Raw genomic sequence first — 18,398 nt, 5'->3', positions numbered from 1 at the left:
TCTCTTGATCTGCATCAAGGGCAGATGCGCAGCAGATGGGACAACGGCAGATGAAGTCCGATAGGCCCCATGAACCTCCGCACCGCACCAGATCCCGATACATCAAAAGGCTCAGTGGCGAGCCAGTCAACGCCCGTCGCAACCGGCAGCTTCTCTACTCTCCTCGGAAGAAGGTTTTCCCCAAGCATGCAGAGGGACGTTTCCGTCGGTTCAAGTGGATCGTCCTGCTGATTACGCTTTGCATCTACTATCTCGCGCCATGGATTCGTTGGGATCGCGGGCCTTACGCGCCTGACCAGGCAATCCTCATCGACCTTTCCTCACGGCGCTTCTTCTTTTTCTTCATCGAAATCTGGCCTCAGGAATTTTACTATGTAGCGGGTCTCCTCGTCATGGCAGGCCTCGGCCTGTTTCTCGTCACTTCCGCGGTTGGCCGCGCATGGTGCGGCTACGCTTGTCCGCAGACGGTCTGGGTTGATCTTTTTCTCGTCGTCGAACGTGCACTCGAAGGCGATCGAAACGCGCGAATGAAGCTCGACGCTAGGCCAATGAGCTTTGCCAAGCTGAGGAAGCGTGTCGTCAAGCATTCGATCTGGCTGCTGATAAGCGTAGTCACGGGGGTAGCGTGGATCTTTTATTTTGCCGACGCGCCGTGCCTGCTTGTTTCGCTGTTCACCGGCCACGCTCCTGCAACCGCCTACACGACCGTCGCCATCCTTGCTGCAACCACCTATGTGCTCGGCGGTCTCATGCGAGAGCAGGTGTGCACCTATATGTGCCCTTGGCCACGCATCCAGGGTGCGATGCTCGACGAAAATTCTCTCGTCGTCACCTACAATGCCTGGAGGGGCGAGCAGCGGTCGCGGTACCCCAAGAGCGTTCGAGCCAAGGGCATCCCGGTCGGGGATTGCGTCGATTGCAATGCCTGCGTGGCCGTGTGTCCGATGGGAATTGACATTCGCAACGGGCAGCAGATGGAGTGCATCACATGCGCGCTTTGCATCGACGCCTGCGACGGTCGTATGGAGAAGCGCGGGAAGCCTCGCGGCCTGATCGCCTACGCCACGCTGAGCGAATACTCGAGCAACATGTCGCTTGCCACCAGTGTAGGGCGAACAGCCGTTCAGCCGTCAAGGGTTAGAAACGATGATGGGACTTTCGTTCCGGCGATCCGGCACTTCAACTGGCGCATCATCTTTCGTCCGAGAACCGTGTTTTACGCAATCGCCTGGGCGGCGGTCGGCGTGGCCATGCTCGTCCATCTCACCTTTCGGGAGCGCCTTGAACTCAACGTCGTTCACGACCGAAACCCCCAGTATGTTCTGGAAAGCGACGGCTCGCTGCGGAATGGTTACACGCTTCGTATCCTGAACATGGTGCCGAAGCCCAGGGATGTGAACATAAGCCTGGTCGGGCTGGAGGGGGCGACGATGCGTATTCCCGAGGTAGGCAAGGAAGACGCCCGCAGCTTTACAGTACATGCCGAGCCCGACGCGGCCACGACGCTGAAGATCTTCGTTACGCGCAAGCCTACCGGAGCCGCGACCAATGAATTTCTGTTCGTTATCGAAGATACCGAACATGCCGATCGGGCAACCTACCGCGCGGCGTTCAATGCACCGGGAGACATCAAATGAAGACCTCCGCTCAAGGTTTTACAGGCCTGCACATGCTGCTTTCGACCTCGACATTCTTTGGCGTGGTGATCGCGGTAAACGTCACCATGGCCTTCTATGCCTCTTCCAGCTGGAGCGGTCTGGTCGTGGAAAACACCTATGTCGCCAGTCAGGAGTTCAACCGCAAAGCGGCGGCGATGAAGGCAATGGCCGCTTCCGGCATCGAGGGCAGCCTCTCCATAACGGGGCACGAGATCCGCTACGATATTCACGACAAGAGCGGATCGCCTGCGATCGTCGACGACGTCATTCTGAATTTCAAACGTCCGGTCGGAGACCACGAGGACTTCCTCCTTACGCTCAGGAAGACAGCCGCGGGGCGGTTCGAAGCGGAGCATGATCTCGCCGACGGTGACTGGATCGTCGAGGCCACCTCGCGAAACGGCGGCGTTGTCGTCATGCATGAGGCAAAACGCATCGATACCGCGGAGTCAGGCCAATGAACTGCTGTACCATGGACGCGGAAAGCGTGCTTGCCCTCAGCACGACATCACTCAATGCCGAAGAGGTTCGCCTTGCCAGCCAGCCGCTCGGCGAAGGATTGCGCCAGCTGGACCTGAGCGTTCCCGACGCCCACTGCGGTGGCTGCATTTCGACCATCGAAAGGGCGTTGTTGGCGCTTCCCTTCGTCAAGACAGCACGAGTCAATCTCACGGCCCGAAGGGTGAGCTGCGTCTACCAGGAGGAGATCGAGACGGGCGCAACCGATCCGTCCAAGATCCTGGCAGCGATCAACTCGGCCGGATATCGCGCGCATCTCTTCACGCCCTCAGCTCCCGAGAACGACAAGACCAGAAATCAACTTCTCCTCGCGATCGGCGTGTCCGGTTTTGCGGCCGCCAACATCATGTTGCTCTCGGTATCGGTGTGGTCCGGCGCAGATGCTGCGACGCGCGACATGTTTCATTGGATCTCGGCGATGATAGCAGCGCCCGCGCTGGTTTATGCGGGGCGCTTCTTCTTCAGATCGGCCTGGAATGCGCTGCGGCACTGGCGCACCAACATGGACGTTCCGATTTCGCTCGCCGTGACGCTCTCCTATGCCGTTTCATTGTGGGAGACCGTCCATCACGGCGAGCATGCCTGGTTCGACGCTTCGGTCTCGCTGCTCTTCTTCCTGCTGATCGGCAGAACCCTCGATCATGTCATGCGGGAAAAGGCTCGGGCGGCGATCAACGGACTCGCAAGACTGGCGCCGCGCGGAGCATTGCTGATCAATCCGGACGGGTCGCGACGCTACATTGCGGTAGAAGAAATCGCCGCGGGGGATGAAATCTCGATAGCCGCAGGCGAACGGGTTCCCGTCGATGGCATCGTCGTCAGCGGAGAAAGTGACTTGGACCTGTGCATCGTCACCGGCGAGAGCAGCCCGGTCGCCGTCGCCAACAACAGCGAAGTGAGTTCCGGGGCGATGAATCTGACCGGCTCCCTCGTGCTGCGGGCGACGAGAATTGCCAAGAATTCGCTTCTCTCGGAGATCATCGGCCTCATGGAAGCCGCCGAGGGCGGAAGAGCTCGCTATCGCAGGATCGCCGATCGCGCTGCGACACTCTATTCCCCGGTCGTGCATCTGCTGGCGCTGGTCTCCTTCCTTGCCTGGGGCCTCCTGGGCGGAGACTGGAAACAGGCCATGTTGGTCGCCGTAGCGGTGCTGATCATTACCTGCCCATGCGCATTGGGTCTTGCCGTACCCGTGGTCCAGGTCGTCGCCGCGGGCGAACTTTTCCGGAAGGGCATCATGGTGAAGGACGGCTCAGCACTCGAAAGACTGGCCGAAACCGACACCGTGGCCTTTGACAAGACGGGCACCTTGACGATCGGCAGTTCGCGACTTGTCAGAGTGGACGCCATGGACGAGAGCGCCACCGCGATCGCCCGTGGATTGGCGGCGCATTCACGGCATCCTCTTTCTCGGGCCCTGGTACGGGACACCGAAACGGACCTCATGTCCTTCGACCTCGTCACGGAAGTCCCCGGCGGGGGACTGGAAGCCAGGAACGGAGCAGATGTCTATCGATTGGGCAACGCGGCGTTTGCCTGCGGAACCAGCGTCGTGCCCCGCACAGCCGACAGTCCGTTCTCGGAAGTGGTCCTGTCGAAGAATGGCGTAGATCTTGCCCGCTTCTTCTTCGATGACACGCTTCGTCCAGGTGCCTGCGAGGCCATCGACCGGCTCGATGCAGCCGGCCTTGAAACGCTGATCGTGTCCGGAGACAGGCAGACCGTCGTCGACAATACGGCGCATGTCCTGGGTATCGACAGGGCTTTGGGCTCTCTGACGCCTAAACAGAAGGTCGAGGAATGCCAGAGGCTGAATGGCGAAGGTCGTCGCGTGCTCATGGTTGGCGACGGGATCAACGACGCCCCGGCACTTGCTGCCGCGCATGTCTCGATGGCGCCGGCCACAGCCTCCGATATCGGTAGACAGGCGGCCGATCTGGTTTTCTTCAACGATCGCCTTGACGCTGTTCCGGAAGCGATCGCCGTTGCGCGACGATCCGCCAGCCTCATCCGGCAGAACTTCGCTCTCGCCATCGGTTACAACGTTCTGGCGGTGCCGATCGCCATTGCCGGATTGGCGACGCCGCTGATAGCGGCGGTGGCAATGTCGACTTCTTCGATCATCGTCGTGACGAACGCCCTGCGCCTGAACGCCTTCGGCAAGCGTCGGGATATGCACATTCGAGGGCGGATCGGCAGGAGTGCGGAGGTCAAAGCCGCATGAACATGTTGATCTATCTCATACCGATCGCGCTGCTGATGGGAGGAATAGGACTCCTGGCATTCCTTTGGTCGCTGAAGAACGGCCAGTATGACGACCTTCAAGGCGCCGCCTGGCGGATCCTCGCCGAGGACGAAACCGATCAACGAAAGCCCGAAACCTCACACTGAGACCAAACACGAAAGGAATATGGACAATTGCGACAATCTGCACTGTCGTCGGCTCCGCGACAAATGCACTTTCCTAACCAAGTTCACTGCTCGCCAAAATAGCTAAATTAAGAATATTCTCCCTCGGAATTCATTCGATGATTTGGCAGGCTTTCTTGAAAGCTATTGGCGCCGGGGCGACCAAGTTGGCCCAAGTGGTTCATGATGCCAAGCACGTGCCAATTTCACGTGAAGGCATCGATCTCCGTGCCTGAGGTCATGATCAGGCATGGACCCGAGAATTAAGTGGAACTTCATCATGAAACTGTCCGCCAATCTTTTCCTGCGCCAGACCCAGTCCCTGGTGATGACACCGCAACTGATGCAATCCATCCAGTTGCTGCAGATGACTCATTTCGAACTCAACCAGTTCATCGCCCTGGAGGTGGAGAAGAACCCGCTGCTCGAATTTCCGTCGAATGACGGCGAGGCGGGCGGTGAACGCGGTGAAGCCGAAGATGGAGAATATGCTCATCAGCCGGAGGATGCCGGCTCCGACGACGGCTACGACAACCGCACCGAGGCGCTCTCCAGCGACTGGTATGACAATGGCGGCAGCGCCAGCACCAGCCGACTGAACGACGAACTCGACGCCAATTACACCAATGTCTTTCCTGATGACGGTGCTCCGCAGCGCCTCGATGCGCCGGAGCTCGTCAGTCAGTGGAAGTCGATGCCGGGCAGCGGCGAGGGCGCCGACTACGATCTCGACGATTTCGTCGCCGGTCAGGTGTCGCTGCGCGATCATCTCGCCCAGCAGATCCCCTTCGTCCTGCCTGACATGGCCGACCGGTTGATCGCGCAGAATTTCGTCGACCAGCTCGACGACTGCGGTTATCTGCAGGCCGATATCGTCGAGACGGGCGAGAGGCTGGGCACGAGCCTCGCACAGGCCGAGCGCGTGCTTGCCACCCTGCAGAGCCTTGATCCGCCAGGTGTTTTCGCCCGTAGCCTCGCCGAATGCCTGGCGATCCAGCTCAGGCAGAAGGACCGGTACGACCCGGCCATGCAGGCTCTGGTCGAAAACCTCGAACTGCTGGCCCGGCGCGATTTTGCCACGCTGAAGCGGCTCTGCGGCGTCGACGAGGAAGATCTTCTCGACATGCTCGGCGAGATCCGTCAGCTCAATCCCAAGCCCGGCAGCGGCTTCGAAGCGGGTGTTTCCGAAGCAATCACGCCGGATGTAGTCGTCAGGCCCGCCTCGGACGGCGGCTGGCTGGTCGAGCTCAATCCGGATACGCTGCCGCGCGTGCTGGTCAACCAGTCCTATTTTTCCCGTGTGACGAAGAACGGCGAGGACCACGCCTTCCTCTCCGATTGCCTGCAGAGCGCCAACTGGCTGACGCGCAGCCTCGACCAGCGGGCAAAAACCATCATGAAGGTGGCAAGCGAAATCGTCCGCCAGCAGGACGCCTTCCTGCTGCACGGCGTCGATTACCTGCGCCCGCTGAACCTGAAAACGGTCGCCGAGGCGATCAAGATGCATGAATCCACCGTCAGCCGCGTCACGTCGAATAAATATATGCTGACGCCGCGCGGCCTCTTCGAACTCAAATATTTCTTCACCGTCTCGATCAGCGCCGTCGCCGGCGGCGACAGCCATTCGGCCGAGGCCGTGCGTCACAAGATCCGTGCGCTGATCCTGCAGGAGAGCCCGGAGGCGGTGCTTTCCGACGACGATATCGTCGACATGCTGAAGAAGGGCGGCGTCGATCTCGCCCGCCGCACCGTAGCGAAATACCGGGAGGCGATGAACATCGCCTCTTCGGTCCAGCGCCGCCGCGAGAAGCGGGCGCTCGCCAAGGTCGCAGGCTTCTGACGCAGCAATGCTTCGACCTCGATCGAAGCATCCTGCCCTAAGCGGCGCGACTCTATGAAAGCTAGCCCTTGGGTGAGTTTGGATCACGCCCGCGGTGCTTGCGCTGGCCCAGTCTGCCATCTCGATTTTTGGGCGCGGCTCCTGTTTCGGGGTCGTAGGCGGTCAAGGAATGTTTTGTGCCGAAATGTGCCCTGCACCACATCTGCCGGCAACGCGCTTAGCTTCGCAACCGCAATGGGGGTTAGATCGTACCCTGCGCTCGAGCTGGATCAAGAAGTGCGGCGGCTATGACCGCATCTGCGACAGCGAACTCAATTCCCCAGACACCTCGGCGCAGGAACAGTTTTCGCAGTGCCACATTATACAGCGGCGACGTACATTTTTCGACAAGCGAGCCTGCACTAGGTGGCGATTACCTGGCGCTGCATGCCATTCTGCGGAAGAACGAATATCAAACAGCGCAACATCTTCGCAAGCTGCGATTTTTGTGCCGCGTGGTTGCGCCAGCAGTCCTCTCAAACGTTGCCTTCTGCGTCAAGGGACATACGCCTTGGGTTCCAACCCGATCAGGGTGTTCCGTCGGCGGAGTTCTCCTCCCGCCGTACAGGGGCCCGCGCGAGCCGTGGCAGCTAGGAGGCGCGCTGAAGACCGACCGCGATGTCATGAAGGCGCCGCTAGTCCATATGGCACCGCGGCACGGACTGCCGCCGGCCGCATAAATGGCCCGAGAATGCGAAGTACCTGCGCGATGAGTATAGCGACCAGCGGCCGGCGCAAGGGCATCAAGAGCGCGCCGGATCACGAGGACGAGATGCTGGCGCACTGCAAGGTAAAGGGCTGATTTCAGCCGCTTTGCACTATCCTCGTCTACCGCAACTGGAAAGCGGCGATCCAGAACCTGCATTCGACAATAATTTTTCGAATTCACCGGTCGCGTCTGTCCAGCGTCCTGCGATGAAGATTGCACGTTGAACCCGATGATGTACCGAGGTTATAAGGGCGGTGGAACAGGCGATCGTCGCTAGCGATCACCCGGCTACCAAGTCGAAGCATCCCTGGGCCGATGGCTAGATCAAGCGACTTCGCCGCCGCCTCCATTCGGGCGTCGCCTGTGGCGCTGTTTGGTCGTTCTCTATCACAAGATCGCGAATGGCTGCCGGATACATCTGTTCGTGGATGTTTTGCGCATGTGCCAAGGCGCTCTCGTAGTCAACGTGAAGGTGGAGGCGCGACATCGCGCCATTAAGCTCGGTCACCACGACCCTTGATCCGATGGCGACCGCGCGCCTGCCTGCCGATGCGACAAGGCGCATCGCAAAATCGATGTCGGTTATGATGCAAAGGCAAGGCCTGCCGTCCTCTTCAAAGAATATTGAGCTAATATCGTGTTGATCAAGAAGCACAAGGAGAGTGTCGCGTTCTGCATCACTCGCGACAGCTAATACTGCTGCGTCGCGTGCTACTGTCACGGAACCGGAGTATCCGTGGCCTGTGATGATCGTGCCCGTCGCCGCTCCGTCACTAGTCAGTGCTTTGCAAACTATGGTGACTGCGTGCTTTTTAGCATAATCCACTGCCCTATGGTGCAGCACCTTTGCGCCTTGTCGCGACATCTGCGCAATTGTCCAATACCCAATCTTCGGGATTAATCGAGCCCCTGATACAAGATGAGGATCTGCGGTGTAGACGCCCTTAACATCTGAATATATTTCGCAAGCTTGCTCTCCTAACATAGCTGCGATCACGACGGCTGTCAGGTCGGAGCTGTTTCTGCCGAGAAACGTTAATCTGCCCGACTGATCAATTGCCTGACCACCCGTCGCAATGACAATGTCATGCTCCTGAAGCGCAGCCCTGATTGGCTGAGGATCGACGCTTTCTACTGAAGCCCGACCGAAGTCTGAATTGGTGCGTATTCCGAGGGCATAGCCGTTCAACGACGTTACGGGAATCCCAAGGCAACTGACTGCAGCCTCCAGCATGCAGGCACTTAGCATCTCGCCCGTGGCAAGTGCCGCATCGAGATTCGACGGAGATGCTTCCCTGTTGACGCCAAGCATGGTTGCTTTCAGCTTGTCGGTCATACCATACATTGCGCTGACCACGGCGATAATCTTGGTTCCGCCTGCAGCCCGCAGCTCAGCTAAATGCTGAGCAACTCGAGCGTAGTCACAAGGATCTCGAAAACTCGAACCCCCGAATTTGACGATAGTCGTCTTCATGTTTCATCCACCAAGTTATTGGCGATCACAAGCTGTGCGATGAGGAGTGCGTTGAGTGCGGCTCCGACCTGAACGTTGTCGGCTACAACCCACATCCACAGCCCGCGCGGATTCTCTGGATTAACTCGGACTCGGCCGACGTGAACATATGCAGGGTCTCCCAGAAAGCGCGGCGTTGGATATCCGTCGCGAATTTCGTCAGCATAAAGTCGAACACCTGGTTCATTTGCCAGGAGCTCATGGACCTGTTCTAGTCGAACTTGATCGTCGAACTCGACGTATACCGCCTCGGAATGACACGTCTTTACCGGCACTCTAACGCAGGTGGCGGTTAACTGCAGACGAGGCATACCGAAGATCTTCCGTGACTCTTGAACCAGCTTGCGTTCCTCGAGAGCCACGCCTTCGCTGGAAATCTCTCCGATCTGCGGTATGACATTGAATGCAAGAGAGACAGGGAAGCTCTCCGCAGCGGGCCGCGTGCTCCCCTTGAGCCAGGCTTCGGCACCGTCTTCTAGCTCGTTAATCCCGCGCTGGCCAACTCCTGAGGCGGCTTGATAAGTAGTCAAAAGAATCTGGTGGACACCGAACGTCGATATCAACGGTCGCAGTGCCCGAACCAGCTGTATCGTGGAGCAATTTGGATTCGCTACTATTCCAGACGGTGGACGAACCGTAAGTGAACAGGCGTTAACTTGTGGTACGATGAGGGGTACGTCAGGCTTCATTCGAAAGGCATTCGAGTTATCAATCACCAAGGCTCCTTGGGATGCGAACCGGGGTGCCCATACGGCGCTTACGTCGCCGCCTGCAGAGAAGAATGCAATGTCGGTTTTGATATCATCGATATTGCGAATGTCGCGTAGTGCCTCAACTAAGTATGTTTGATCTCGAAACTTGAGTTGACGAGCACCCGAACTGGAGGCGAACAGCCTCAGTCGATCGACCGCAATCTCGCTTTTTTCCAATAACTTGATCAGGGCCGTTCCAACCACCCCGGTTGCTCCAACGACAGAGATATCTAATGCTCTCATGAGGATCCTCATTTAGAAGCTCGTGGTTGGATCTTGCTTTCAAATTTCGATGCTCGCTTCGGCCGCCCAAGGATGTAACTGGAACTCTGTCGTCCCGGCTTGATCCACCGCACGATGATCAACGGTGATATGAGTCTGGCAGTTCTTGGGACAGACGCGGGCGCACGCTCCGCAGCCGATACAGCGGCCAGGATAGTCAATGACCATGATCACGCGACTGAGCTCACCATTAAAGTCGTCCTCGCCATCGCAGACACCGAGCGTTTCACCTGCCTCGTCGATGCCGTAGGGGTGCATGACCTCACGTGAGCAGACCTTGAAGCAGCGACCGCAGCCGATGCACATCGCAGGGTTGATCGAATTCAGATATTCCGGCATCCATCGGGACCCGTCGCGAGTCACGCATGAGCTTATCATAGATTTCTCCAATTTAGAGTTCTGCCAATGACATATGTGACCGCCGAAGGCGCGCCGATTGCCAGACAAATGCGAGCCGGCAGCTGTCTAACGCCGCTATCTTCTCCCCAGTGCAGTCATCGCCTTCGCTTCGGTGCCTTCCGATCTCGTCGGAGATATCCTCGAACCCAGCGGCTTCCACGAAGGTTCACGCGTCGAGTATCGCGTCGTAGATGGCAACAGTCTGGGCGATTCAAACGACGAGTTCAGTCCCTCCATATCTTGCATGACGTTCGCAATTCGCAAGGTGGTTACCTGCCGTTTCGGCCGCTGTTGGTGGAGTTTGCCATTGAAGAGCGAGAGGCGGCGAATTGGTCTCACTTTGCGATTCCCTGTCGGTCGAATACAGTGGGCTGCGGGTTCGGAGGGTTAGCGTAAATGATGTTCGCAAAGTCGAAGATCATGTCGCGGGTTCCCCGGTATAATATTGTAAGCTTGTGCTGGCTGCCGAAGCGGTCGAACATGGGGAAACCCACCCGCATCAGCGGAACGCCGAGGCGTCTGGCAGCTTCTCGGCCGTGCGAGTGTGTAACTATAAGGTCGGCCGTTGCGGCGAGACTTTCGAGATCACTGAGATCGCCGACTTTGACGGTCTTCGCCGGTACCATCTCGAGCGCCTTCGAAGTGCCTGTCGTGGTGACCGCGGCCGCAATTTCCGCACCCATGGCAGTAAAAAAGTTGGAGAGCTGGAAAAGTTGATCGGGCTCGGAAGCGATTGCGATCTTCTTGCCAGCCATATGGGAATATCCGTCGAGCATCGCATCCTGCAGCTGCATTCGGTTGCGGCGGACATTGAGCGGTGTCTGTTTGCGTGACATAGCGGCAAGCACGCGAATGAAGCGATCGACGTTTTCTAGGCCCGTCAGCGATCTAAACAGCACGTACGGCACACCGGCTAGTCTCTGCAGCGCTTCAGCCGGTCGCCGCATATGCTCGCCGATTGCGATACATTGCATCGTCGCACCGAGATCGCGGATCTCCGTCAATTTCGTACCGCCATACGTTGTCGGCATCCATTCTTCGGGGATGGAGCCGTCGAGTGCTCCGGACACGTCGGGCAGAATAACCGGGTCGAGCCCGAAGCTTACGGCCGTCTCGCGCAAATGTTCAATATCAGCAACTGTTAAGTTGCAGCCAGGCAAGATCGCGACCTTCCCCGGATCACGATACTGCTTGTCAGGTCGCGTTATTGCCTCGATCATGGCGGTAACAGCTTTGGACCAACCCTCCTCTATGGCGCCGTCAAAGTCCGGCGTGTTAGCGACGACCACTTCGGTCCCCATAAGTTCTATCGCCCGCCTGCGCTTGATGTTTTCGACATCACCGGCGACATCCTCGTCGCGGGCCTCTACCGATGCGGTCGTGCATATTCCGATTAGTCGTGGCCTCGTGCGGGCTTTGAGGCTGAGAATTGCCTCTTCGAGACGATCTGCGCCGCCGACGATTATCGCGGCTTCGTTCATAGCCGTCGTTTGCAGCGGGATCGCTTCATTGAAATGCCTCACGAGTAGTGCGAGCGCGAAGCTCGTACATCCCTGGCTGCCATGGAGCAGAGGTATTGCGCCGTCAACGCCCAGAAAGGCGAAGGCAGCACCAAGCGGCTGCGACGACTTCAGGGGGTTGACCGCCGCCGACTTGGTTTGAGATACGACGCGTGCCATAGTACGACCTCAACATTCTTTGCGAGTCATCTCGCGGTTTTGGTTCGACGCGCTTACGCTTCTCTTTTAGCTCGCTTTTCAACGACCAAGGCCGGCTCCCATGGCGCCGGCTCGCGCACCTGCGGCCAAATCGGATTGTGAATTGCCAGGTCAATTTGTCGGGCAAGTTGCACCATTCCCTCATAGCCAGCGTAAGCGTGATGACGCTCCTGGTTGATGTCGAGCCAGGGCAGTTTTGCCTTTAGCGCTATATACTGGGTGCGTCCGCCCGACAGCATGATGTCGGCCTTTCTCTCGAGTAGAAGCGAGAAAAGCTCGCGCGGCGACATCGTCTCGAACAGGAGGTTCTCCTCCTTCAGGGTCTGTTTCACTCGCTCCCTATCTTCGAGCGTCGATTTCTTGACTGATGTGCCGACGATCTCCATGCCGATCTCCATCAGGGCATGGACGACCGACCAGGATTTCACGCCGCCTGTATTTAGAAGCACGCGCTTGCCCTCAAGGCGAGGTCGGTACGCTTCCAGCCTCTTCCACACCTTTCCCTCTTCCTCCGCTACAAGGATTTCCGTGCGATGCAAAAGCGAGGGGGCGGCACCCTTCTTTACAAGCAGATAGGCGATCCGCCGGAGCGCCTCTGAGGTGCCGGAAATGCCATAGAAGGAGCCCTCGAAAAATGGAATGTCCCAGCGTTCCTGCATCTTACGTGCCAAAGCAACGAATGCTGTCGAACACACTGTCATCGCTGCGCGTGAGCGGTGGGCGGAGGCGACTTGCAGATATCGCGCGTCTCCTGGAATACACGCGCGGACGCGGATGCCAAGCTTATCCAAGAGCGGCTTCACCTGCCAGAATTCACCCGAGAGGTTAAATTCGCCGAGTATGTTGATGTCGCAAAGGCCTGGTTCATCAGGCTCCACGGTACCTATGACATGCTTGAGCAGCGCCTCGCCCGCTAGCTTGTTGCCGAGGTTTTTAGATCCGACAAAACCTGGCGCATTGACCGGCACCACCGGCAAGGCAAATTCGTCTGTCGCTCGCTTGCAAATAACGTCGATGTCGTCACCGATCATCGCTGTAACGCAGGTTGAATAGACGAAGATTGCCGCGGGCGCATACCCATCCTTGATTTCCCGGATCGCTTTAAAGAGCTTCCGTTCACTGTGGCCCATTACGATGTCGATTTCCGTAAGATCAGTCGTGAAGCTCGTGCGCCAAAGTGTTGGACCTGACGAGGCAGCGCCACGGTTGTCCCAGGAATTTCCCTCGCAGGCGAGCGGTGCGTGAATCAGATGTGCGACATCGGTGATCGGCTGCAGTGCGACCTTGGCGCCGTCGAAAGCGCAACCGCCGACGGCCGTTCCCGGGGCCATTGGCCTCGCGCAATTCCTTCGGCGCGCCTTCGGACCCTTGCTGCCGCCCCTTGAACTCGCTAGCTCGTGGAAGGCGTCTTTGATTTTGGCGTTGAGCGAGGACATTCGTCTGCCTTCATATCTGGTGGAGAGAAAGGCCGCCTGACCCAGTTCTTAGCGAGTGAGGTCATACGAATAGTCTGTCACACCCGCGTGCATTGTTTCGCGATCGAGGGTGTCGAAGATCTTGTCCAGGATCGTCGTTAAAAGACGCAGTCCGCCCTGGTAACCCATGAGGGGGAATCGATGATGATGGTGCCGATCGAAAATTGGAAACATCAGCCGAACCAATGGGGTGCCGGTGTCCCGCTCGAGATACTTCCCGTAAGAATTGCCAATCAGAAGATCCACCGGCTCGGTGAAAAGCAGCGAGCGCAGTGCCCAGAGGTCCTTGCCTGGCCAAACCTGTGCATTCTTCCCGAAGGGCGATGATGCGAGGAGTTCCTTCATCTCGTTCTCCCAAGCTGAGGTGCCGTTTGTGGCGAGGCAGTGGATTGGTTCGCCGCCGGTCTCCATGATGAAGCGCGCCATCCCAAAAACGAAATCTGGATCACCGTAAATCGCGTATTTTTTTCCATACAGCCAAGCTTGGCTGTCCGCCATCGCGTCAATGAGTCGCCCGCGCTCCAGGCGGATCGTCTCGGGAATTTCTCTCCTGGAAATCACAGATATCGCCATCAGGAGTTCATCGGTAGCTTCGACGCCGAGAGGGTAGCGGAAGGAGGTCGTCGCTTGTCCAACGTCTCTGCAGTAATCTAACGTCTTGCGAGTGTTGTAATATTGCAGGGACAACGTCCCCTCCGCGTTCAACGCCGCCTTCACGTCATTGATTTTGGTCCCCCCGTCATACATCCGAAAGTTGCCATCGGAAGGGGTATCGAACTGATCTGATGCGTCCTGGATGAACATGTAATTCACTTGCATCAAGTCGAGCAGGCGTTTTAATTCGCGATTGTTCCCAACGCAGAAGCCATCAAATCCAGGAATGATGTTGACAGAAGCGGTGGCTTCACTTCGCGCGGCGCCCTTCCAGAAATTCTCCAGCACACCTTTTACCATGCTGTCGTAGCCATCGACATGGCTGCCGACAAAGGCTGGTGTGTGGGCGAAGGGGACATCGAAATCGCGCGGGACCGAACCTTCACCTTTGGCATTTTCGATAAAACCATGCAGGTCATCTCCGATGACCTCTGCCATACATGTGGTCGACACCGCGATCATCTTCGGGTCATAGAGCTTGTATGTGTTGGCGAGACCGTCGACCATATTTTTCAGACCGCCAAAAACAGCCGCGTCTTCTGTCATCGATGACGAGACCACCGATGACGGCTCCTTGAAATGGCGCGATAGGTGCGATCTGTAGTAGGCAACGCAACCTTGGCTGCCATGGACGAACGACATCGTTCGCTCGAATCCCGCCGCTGCGAAGACCGCGCCGAGGGGCTGACAGGCTTTGGCTGGATTGACGACAAGGGCTTGGCGGGCCAAGTTTTTCTCTCGGTATTCCCAGCTCTTCGTGAATTCGCCCTGGTCCGACACGACCTGATCCGGGTGTGGGCACTCGAATTTCAGTTTTTTTTTGGCCAGCATCTTCCTGTATTCCGGCTCGCAGAATAGGGGCGCGTGGTCGAGAGTTTTCTCAGCTGACTGCGGCATAGGGTCACCTCTTTCGATCTGGCCGCGGCTCAAGGGCGGTCCAGAAACACGTGTCGCTTAAGCCGTTGCGCGTTTTTTACGTGCGAACGCTATGTTCTCACCCAGCAACCGCCGCCAAAGCGCGGTCATTTTTCCAGGGCGCGTCGTAGAGACCCCAAACTGGATTGTTGATGGCCATGTCCATGTCCCGAGCGAAAATCGCGAAGCCGTCATAACCGTGATACGGACCAGAATAGTCCCATGAGTGCATCTGACGGAATGGAATGCCCATTTTCTGCACCGGGTATTTTTCTTTAACGCCGGACCCGACGAGATCGGGCCGAATTCCCTCAATGAATTTTTCAAGTTCATAGCCAGTCACATCGTCGTAGATCAGCGTGCCTTCTTTTACATAATGGCCAGTGCGCTGATAGTCGTCGCCGTGACCGAATTCGTAGCCGGTTCCTACGATTTCCATCCCGAGGTCCTCATAGGCGGTGACGACGTGACGAGGACGCAATCCCCCGACGTAGAGCATCACCCGTTTGCCGGAAAGGCGCTGCCAGTATTTGTCGATTACGGCCCAAACGAGGGGCTGGTATTTGGCTATGACCTTCTCGGCTTTTTCTTGGATCTCCGGCCCGAAGTGTTCGGCTATGTTGCGCAGCGAGGCATCGATTTGGGAGTGTCCAAAGAAATTATATTCCATCCAAGGGATGCCATATTTTTCCTCCATGTGCCTGGAGATGTAATTCATCGACCGATAGCAGTGGATGAGGTTGAGTGCCGCTCTCGGCGCGCGCTCCACTTCGGCGAGAGTTGCATCTCCCGACCAGTTGCCGACCACGCGCAGTCCGATCTCTTCGAGCAGGATGCGCGATGCCCATGCATCGCCGCCAATGTTATAGTCGCCTATGACATTTACGTCGTAGGGACCCGCCTCGAATTTTAAGTCTTTCTTGTCGAAGACCCAATCTCGAATTGCATCGTTCGCGATGTGGTGGCCAAGCGATTGCGACACACCACGGAAGCCTTCGCAGCGCACCGGCACGACGGTCGTCGTGTGTTCTTTGGCCTTTTTTCGCGCCACCGCCTCAATGTCATCGCCAATCAGACCGATCGGACATTCGGACTGCAGGCTGATGCCATTGCTTAACGGGAAAAGTTCAGCAATCTCGTCGATGACCTTTTCCAGTTTCTTGTCACCGCCAAAAACGATGTCCTTCTCCTGGAAATCGGAGGTAAATTGCATGGTCACGAAAGTGTCGATGCCTGTCAGACCGACGTAATAGTTGCGACGTTGCGACCAGGAATATTGACCACAGCCCACAGGCCCGTGTGAAATGTGAACCATATCCTTGATCGGTCCCCAGACAACGCCCTTTGAACCGGCATAGGCGCATCCGCGGATCGTCATCACGCCAGGAACAGACTTGATGTTCGACTTTACCTCGCACTCGCTAATTGCGTTTGGGTCCTCGCCGGCGCCCTTTTCGCTCATTGCCACGCTAAGATGTTTACTACGTCGCTTCGCTGCTTTGCCCGGATATTGCGACAGCACGTCTGATATAAGCTTCGCATGGAAGTCACTGTCATTGTCGTATTTGAGGCTCATTGACCCTACCCCTTACAAATTCCGGATGAAACCTCCCTCGCGGGATGGCGGGCGCTTTGCGTGTCGCTGCGTGCTCGTGTCAGTGTGATCACGGGGCAGCTATCAACCTGGCATCCCTGGCTTGAAGTTCGGCAAGCATCTGCTCATCGGTTTTCATGATCCCGAAATCGAGAAGCATGTCCTCAAGTTCTTCCATAGTGATGGGGGTCGGGACGGTGCCTTTGCCAGAATTGTCATGTATTCTTTGGGCAAGTGTGCGGTACTCGGCCGCTTGCTGAGAGTCCGGCGCATATTGGATCACCGTCATCTTTCTAAGTTCGGCATGTTGGACAATGTTGTCGCGTGGTACGAAGTGGATGAGCTTGGAATTGAGTTTGGCAGCCAGCGCTTCGGCGAGGTCGAGTTCGCGGTCGGTCTGACGCTCGTTACAAATGAGGCCACCCAGGCGCACGCTGCCGCCTGCAGCATATTTCAGGATGCCCCTGGCGATATTGTTGGCGGCATAAAGCGCCATCATTTCGCCGGACATGACGATGTAGATTTCCTGAGCTTTGTTTTCACGGATCGGCATCGCGAAGCCGCCGCACACAACGTCACCGAGCACGTCATAAGACACGTAGTCGACATCGTTGTAGGCGCCGTTCTCTTCGAGAAAGTTGATCGACGTGATAACGCCGCGTCCCGCGCAGCCAACGCCTGGCTCCGGGCCGCCAGACTCCACGCATTTGATACCTTTATAGCCTACCTTGAGCACGTCTTCGAGTTCAAGATCTTCAACCGAACCCCTCGTTGCTGCGAGATCAAGAACAGTATCCTGGGCCTTCGAGTTCAAGATCAGGCGCGTAGAGTCCGCCTTAGGGTCACAGCCAACGATGAGGATCTTCTGTCCATGGTCCACGAGGGCGGCTAGCGTGTTTTGGGACGTAGTGGACTTGCCAATTCCGCCCTTTCCATAGAATGCAATTTGACGCAGAGCTGCCATGTGTGGCGTTCCTTCATGTGTTCGAGGCGATGCGGTTATCCCGCAACGCGGATGCGGAGGCGGTCCCGCTGCCTCGCAATAGCTCACAAGATTCGTGCCAAGCGGTCCGATTGAGCTGACGAACAATAATTCGCTGCGATTCCATCTATGTGGGCGTAAAATACGGGATTGAGAACAAGAACGCTTGTCACGTAACCGACAAAGGTGATGACAATGTCGAAACAGACTGTCACCCTCTGAGGACCAATGAATGGTGGCCTTTGTGCAATATCTGACCAAACGACAGGATGTCTCATTTACCCATGTGCAACTTTGCTAGAGCAGCCTGTATTCCATCAGACCGGTGATTACTCGCCGCAAAGCGTTGTCTTCGGCGATGATCAAGCGCCATGCCGCGTCTGGTACCCGCATAGGGTTAACGTCCTACTCTGCTGTCCATTATGATAGTGGCAGTGATGGCAACGAAGCTCTCGCCCCCGCACACGCGGTCAGCAATCATGACCCTTAGACGACGAAGAAGGCGCCACTTGTGACAACACGTCGCACGGCGCGATCCAAGTGCCCTAGCTGCTTCTTCACAGGCGCCCGTCCCGCGTAGATCGTTCAGAAAGCTCCGCTTTCAGTAGCGTCCGATCCTTCGCTAACTTCAGAACAAATGATCTGCTCGTAATTTTCGAGGCCTTCGCCGAGTACCATTTTTCCGCGTCAGGGATCTACGTTGGCAAATTCCAAATGGCCAATTTAGTTGGGGTACGTCATGAGTTACGGCATTGTCGCTACCTTTGTCGGTTACGTGACAGGCGTTCTTGTTCCTCAATCCCGTATTTTAGGCCCACATAGCTGGAATGGCAGCGAATTAGTGTTCGTCAGCTCAATCGGCCTGCTTGGCACGAATCTTGAGACCGTCTCCGCATCCGCGTTGCGGGATAACCGCATCGCCTCGAACACATGAAGGAAC

13 protein-coding genes and 1 pseudogene are annotated in these 18,398 nt (G+C 57.1%); 6 read left to right on the top strand and 8 right to left on the bottom strand.

Going from position 1 to position 18,398, the window contains the following annotated elements:
- Positions 1-69: 69 nt before the first annotated feature.
- The 5 genes and pseudogenes from ccoG (at position 70) to rpoN (ending at position 6,426) form a co-directional block, all read left to right on the top strand.
- A pseudogene (gene ccoG / locus FHX03_RS25470) lies at positions 70-1,637 on the top strand (cytochrome c oxidase accessory protein CcoG).
- On the top strand, positions 1,634-2,119 hold the full coding sequence (locus FHX03_RS25465; RefSeq protein ID WP_127431693.1) for a FixH family protein: 486 nt from the start codon (positions 1,634-1,636) through the stop codon (positions 2,117-2,119). Before ccoG ends, FHX03_RS25465 begins: the two are co-directional and overlap by 4 nt.
- Positions 2,116-4,401 (top strand): cation-translocating P-type ATPase, encoded by a 2,286-nt coding sequence (locus FHX03_RS25460; protein WP_183856025.1) that lies wholly within the window; start codon positions 2,116-2,118, stop codon positions 4,399-4,401. The genes FHX03_RS25465 and FHX03_RS25460 overlap by 4 nt, the downstream gene beginning before the upstream one ends.
- On the top strand, positions 4,398-4,568 hold the full coding sequence (gene ccoS / locus FHX03_RS25455; protein WP_168257799.1) for a cbb3-type cytochrome oxidase assembly protein CcoS: 171 nt from the start codon (positions 4,398-4,400) through the stop codon (positions 4,566-4,568). The genes FHX03_RS25460 and ccoS overlap by 4 nt, the downstream gene beginning before the upstream one ends.
- Before the next feature lie 298 nt (positions 4,569-4,866).
- Positions 4,867-6,426 (top strand): RNA polymerase factor sigma-54, encoded by a 1,560-nt coding sequence (gene rpoN / locus FHX03_RS25450; protein ID WP_183856199.1) that lies wholly within the window; start codon positions 4,867-4,869, stop codon positions 6,424-6,426.
- A 1,067-nt stretch (positions 6,427-7,493) separates the two neighbouring features.
- Here the strand turns inward: rpoN and FHX03_RS25445 are convergent.
- From FHX03_RS25445 to nifH, 8 genes are all read right to left on the bottom strand, one after another.
- Complete coding sequence (locus FHX03_RS25445) at positions 7,494-8,648, bottom strand: uridylate kinase (RefSeq protein ID WP_183856023.1); 1,155 nt, start codon at positions 8,646-8,648, stop codon at positions 7,494-7,496.
- Complete coding sequence (locus FHX03_RS25440; RefSeq protein ID WP_183856021.1) at positions 8,645-9,682, bottom strand: aspartate-semialdehyde dehydrogenase; 1,038 nt, start codon at positions 9,680-9,682, stop codon at positions 8,645-8,647. The genes FHX03_RS25445 and FHX03_RS25440 overlap by 4 nt, the downstream gene beginning before the upstream one ends.
- Before the next feature lie 39 nt (positions 9,683-9,721).
- The gene (gene fdxB, locus FHX03_RS25435; protein ID WP_183856019.1) at positions 9,722-10,099 is read right to left on the bottom strand and encodes a ferredoxin III, nif-specific; all 378 of its coding nucleotides are present in this window, start codon (positions 10,097-10,099) and stop codon (positions 9,722-9,724) included.
- Between the two features lie 356 nt (positions 10,100-10,455).
- A complete protein-coding gene (nifN, locus tag FHX03_RS25430; protein WP_183856017.1) occupies positions 10,456-11,799 on the bottom strand; it encodes a nitrogenase iron-molybdenum cofactor biosynthesis protein NifN in 1,344 nt (447 codons plus the stop codon).
- Between the two features lie 53 nt (positions 11,800-11,852).
- A complete protein-coding gene (gene nifE, locus FHX03_RS25425; protein WP_183856015.1) occupies positions 11,853-13,274 on the bottom strand; it encodes a nitrogenase iron-molybdenum cofactor biosynthesis protein NifE in 1,422 nt (473 codons plus the stop codon).
- A 48-nt stretch (positions 13,275-13,322) separates the two neighbouring features.
- Entirely contained in the window at positions 13,323-14,864 is a 1,542-nt protein-coding gene (gene nifK / locus FHX03_RS25420) for a nitrogenase molybdenum-iron protein subunit beta (RefSeq protein WP_183856013.1), read from the bottom strand.
- 97 nt (positions 14,865-14,961) lie between these two features.
- Positions 14,962-16,458, bottom strand: coding sequence for a nitrogenase molybdenum-iron protein alpha chain (gene nifD, locus FHX03_RS25415; RefSeq protein WP_183856011.1), 1,497 nt, complete (start codon positions 16,456-16,458; stop codon positions 14,962-14,964).
- Positions 16,459-16,546: 88 nt separating this feature from the next.
- Positions 16,547-17,440, bottom strand: a complete 894-nt coding sequence (gene nifH, locus FHX03_RS25410) for a nitrogenase iron protein (RefSeq protein WP_127431682.1) — start codon at positions 17,438-17,440, stop codon at positions 16,547-16,549.
- A 757-nt stretch (positions 17,441-18,197) separates the two neighbouring features.
- Between nifH and FHX03_RS25405 the strand changes: the two genes are divergently transcribed.
- The gene (locus tag FHX03_RS25405; RefSeq protein WP_183856009.1) at positions 18,198-18,392 is read left to right on the top strand and encodes a hypothetical protein; all 195 of its coding nucleotides are present in this window, start codon (positions 18,198-18,200) and stop codon (positions 18,390-18,392) included.
- Positions 18,393-18,398 lie beyond the last annotated feature (6 nt).

The sequence above is a fragment of the Rhizobium sp. BK456 genome (assembly GCF_014194045.1).
GTDB classification, from domain to species: Bacteria; Pseudomonadota; Alphaproteobacteria; order Rhizobiales; family Rhizobiaceae; genus Rhizobium; species Rhizobium redzepovicii.
This window is presented reverse-complemented; position numbering and strand designations above follow the sequence as displayed.

Excerpts from the sequence above, each read along its gene's own strand:
- FHX03_RS25405 (WP_183856009.1), top strand. The coding sequence starts at position 18,198 with ATGAGTTACGGCATTGTCGCTACCTTTGTCGGTTACGTGACAGGCGTT.
- FHX03_RS25440 (WP_183856021.1), bottom strand. The coding sequence starts at position 9,682 with ATGAGAGCATTAGATATCTCTGTCGTTGGAGCAACCGGGGTGGTTGGA.
- nifK (WP_183856013.1), bottom strand. The coding sequence starts at position 14,864 with ATGCCGCAGTCAGCTGAGAAAACTCTCGACCACGCGCCCCTATTCTGC.
- nifN (WP_183856017.1), bottom strand. The coding sequence starts at position 11,799 with ATGGCACGCGTCGTATCTCAAACCAAGTCGGCGGCGGTCAACCCCCTG.
- FHX03_RS25460 (WP_183856025.1), top strand. The coding sequence starts at position 2,116 with ATGAACTGCTGTACCATGGACGCGGAAAGCGTGCTTGCCCTCAGCACG.
- rpoN (WP_183856199.1), top strand. The coding sequence starts at position 4,867 with ATGAAACTGTCCGCCAATCTTTTCCTGCGCCAGACCCAGTCCCTGGTG.
- FHX03_RS25465 (WP_127431693.1), top strand. The coding sequence starts at position 1,634 with ATGAAGACCTCCGCTCAAGGTTTTACAGGCCTGCACATGCTGCTTTCG.
- nifH (WP_127431682.1), bottom strand. The coding sequence starts at position 17,440 with ATGGCAGCTCTGCGTCAAATTGCATTCTATGGAAAGGGCGGAATTGGC.
- ccoS (WP_168257799.1), top strand. The coding sequence starts at position 4,398 with ATGAACATGTTGATCTATCTCATACCGATCGCGCTGCTGATGGGAGGA.
- nifD (WP_183856011.1), bottom strand. The coding sequence starts at position 16,458 with ATGAGCCTCAAATACGACAATGACAGTGACTTCCATGCGAAGCTTATA.
- nifE (WP_183856015.1), bottom strand. The coding sequence starts at position 13,274 with ATGTCCTCGCTCAACGCCAAAATCAAAGACGCCTTCCACGAGCTAGCG.
- fdxB (WP_183856019.1), bottom strand. The coding sequence starts at position 10,099 with ATGATAAGCTCATGCGTGACTCGCGACGGGTCCCGATGGATGCCGGAA.
- FHX03_RS25445 (WP_183856023.1), bottom strand. The coding sequence starts at position 8,648 with ATGAAGACGACTATCGTCAAATTCGGGGGTTCGAGTTTTCGAGATCCT.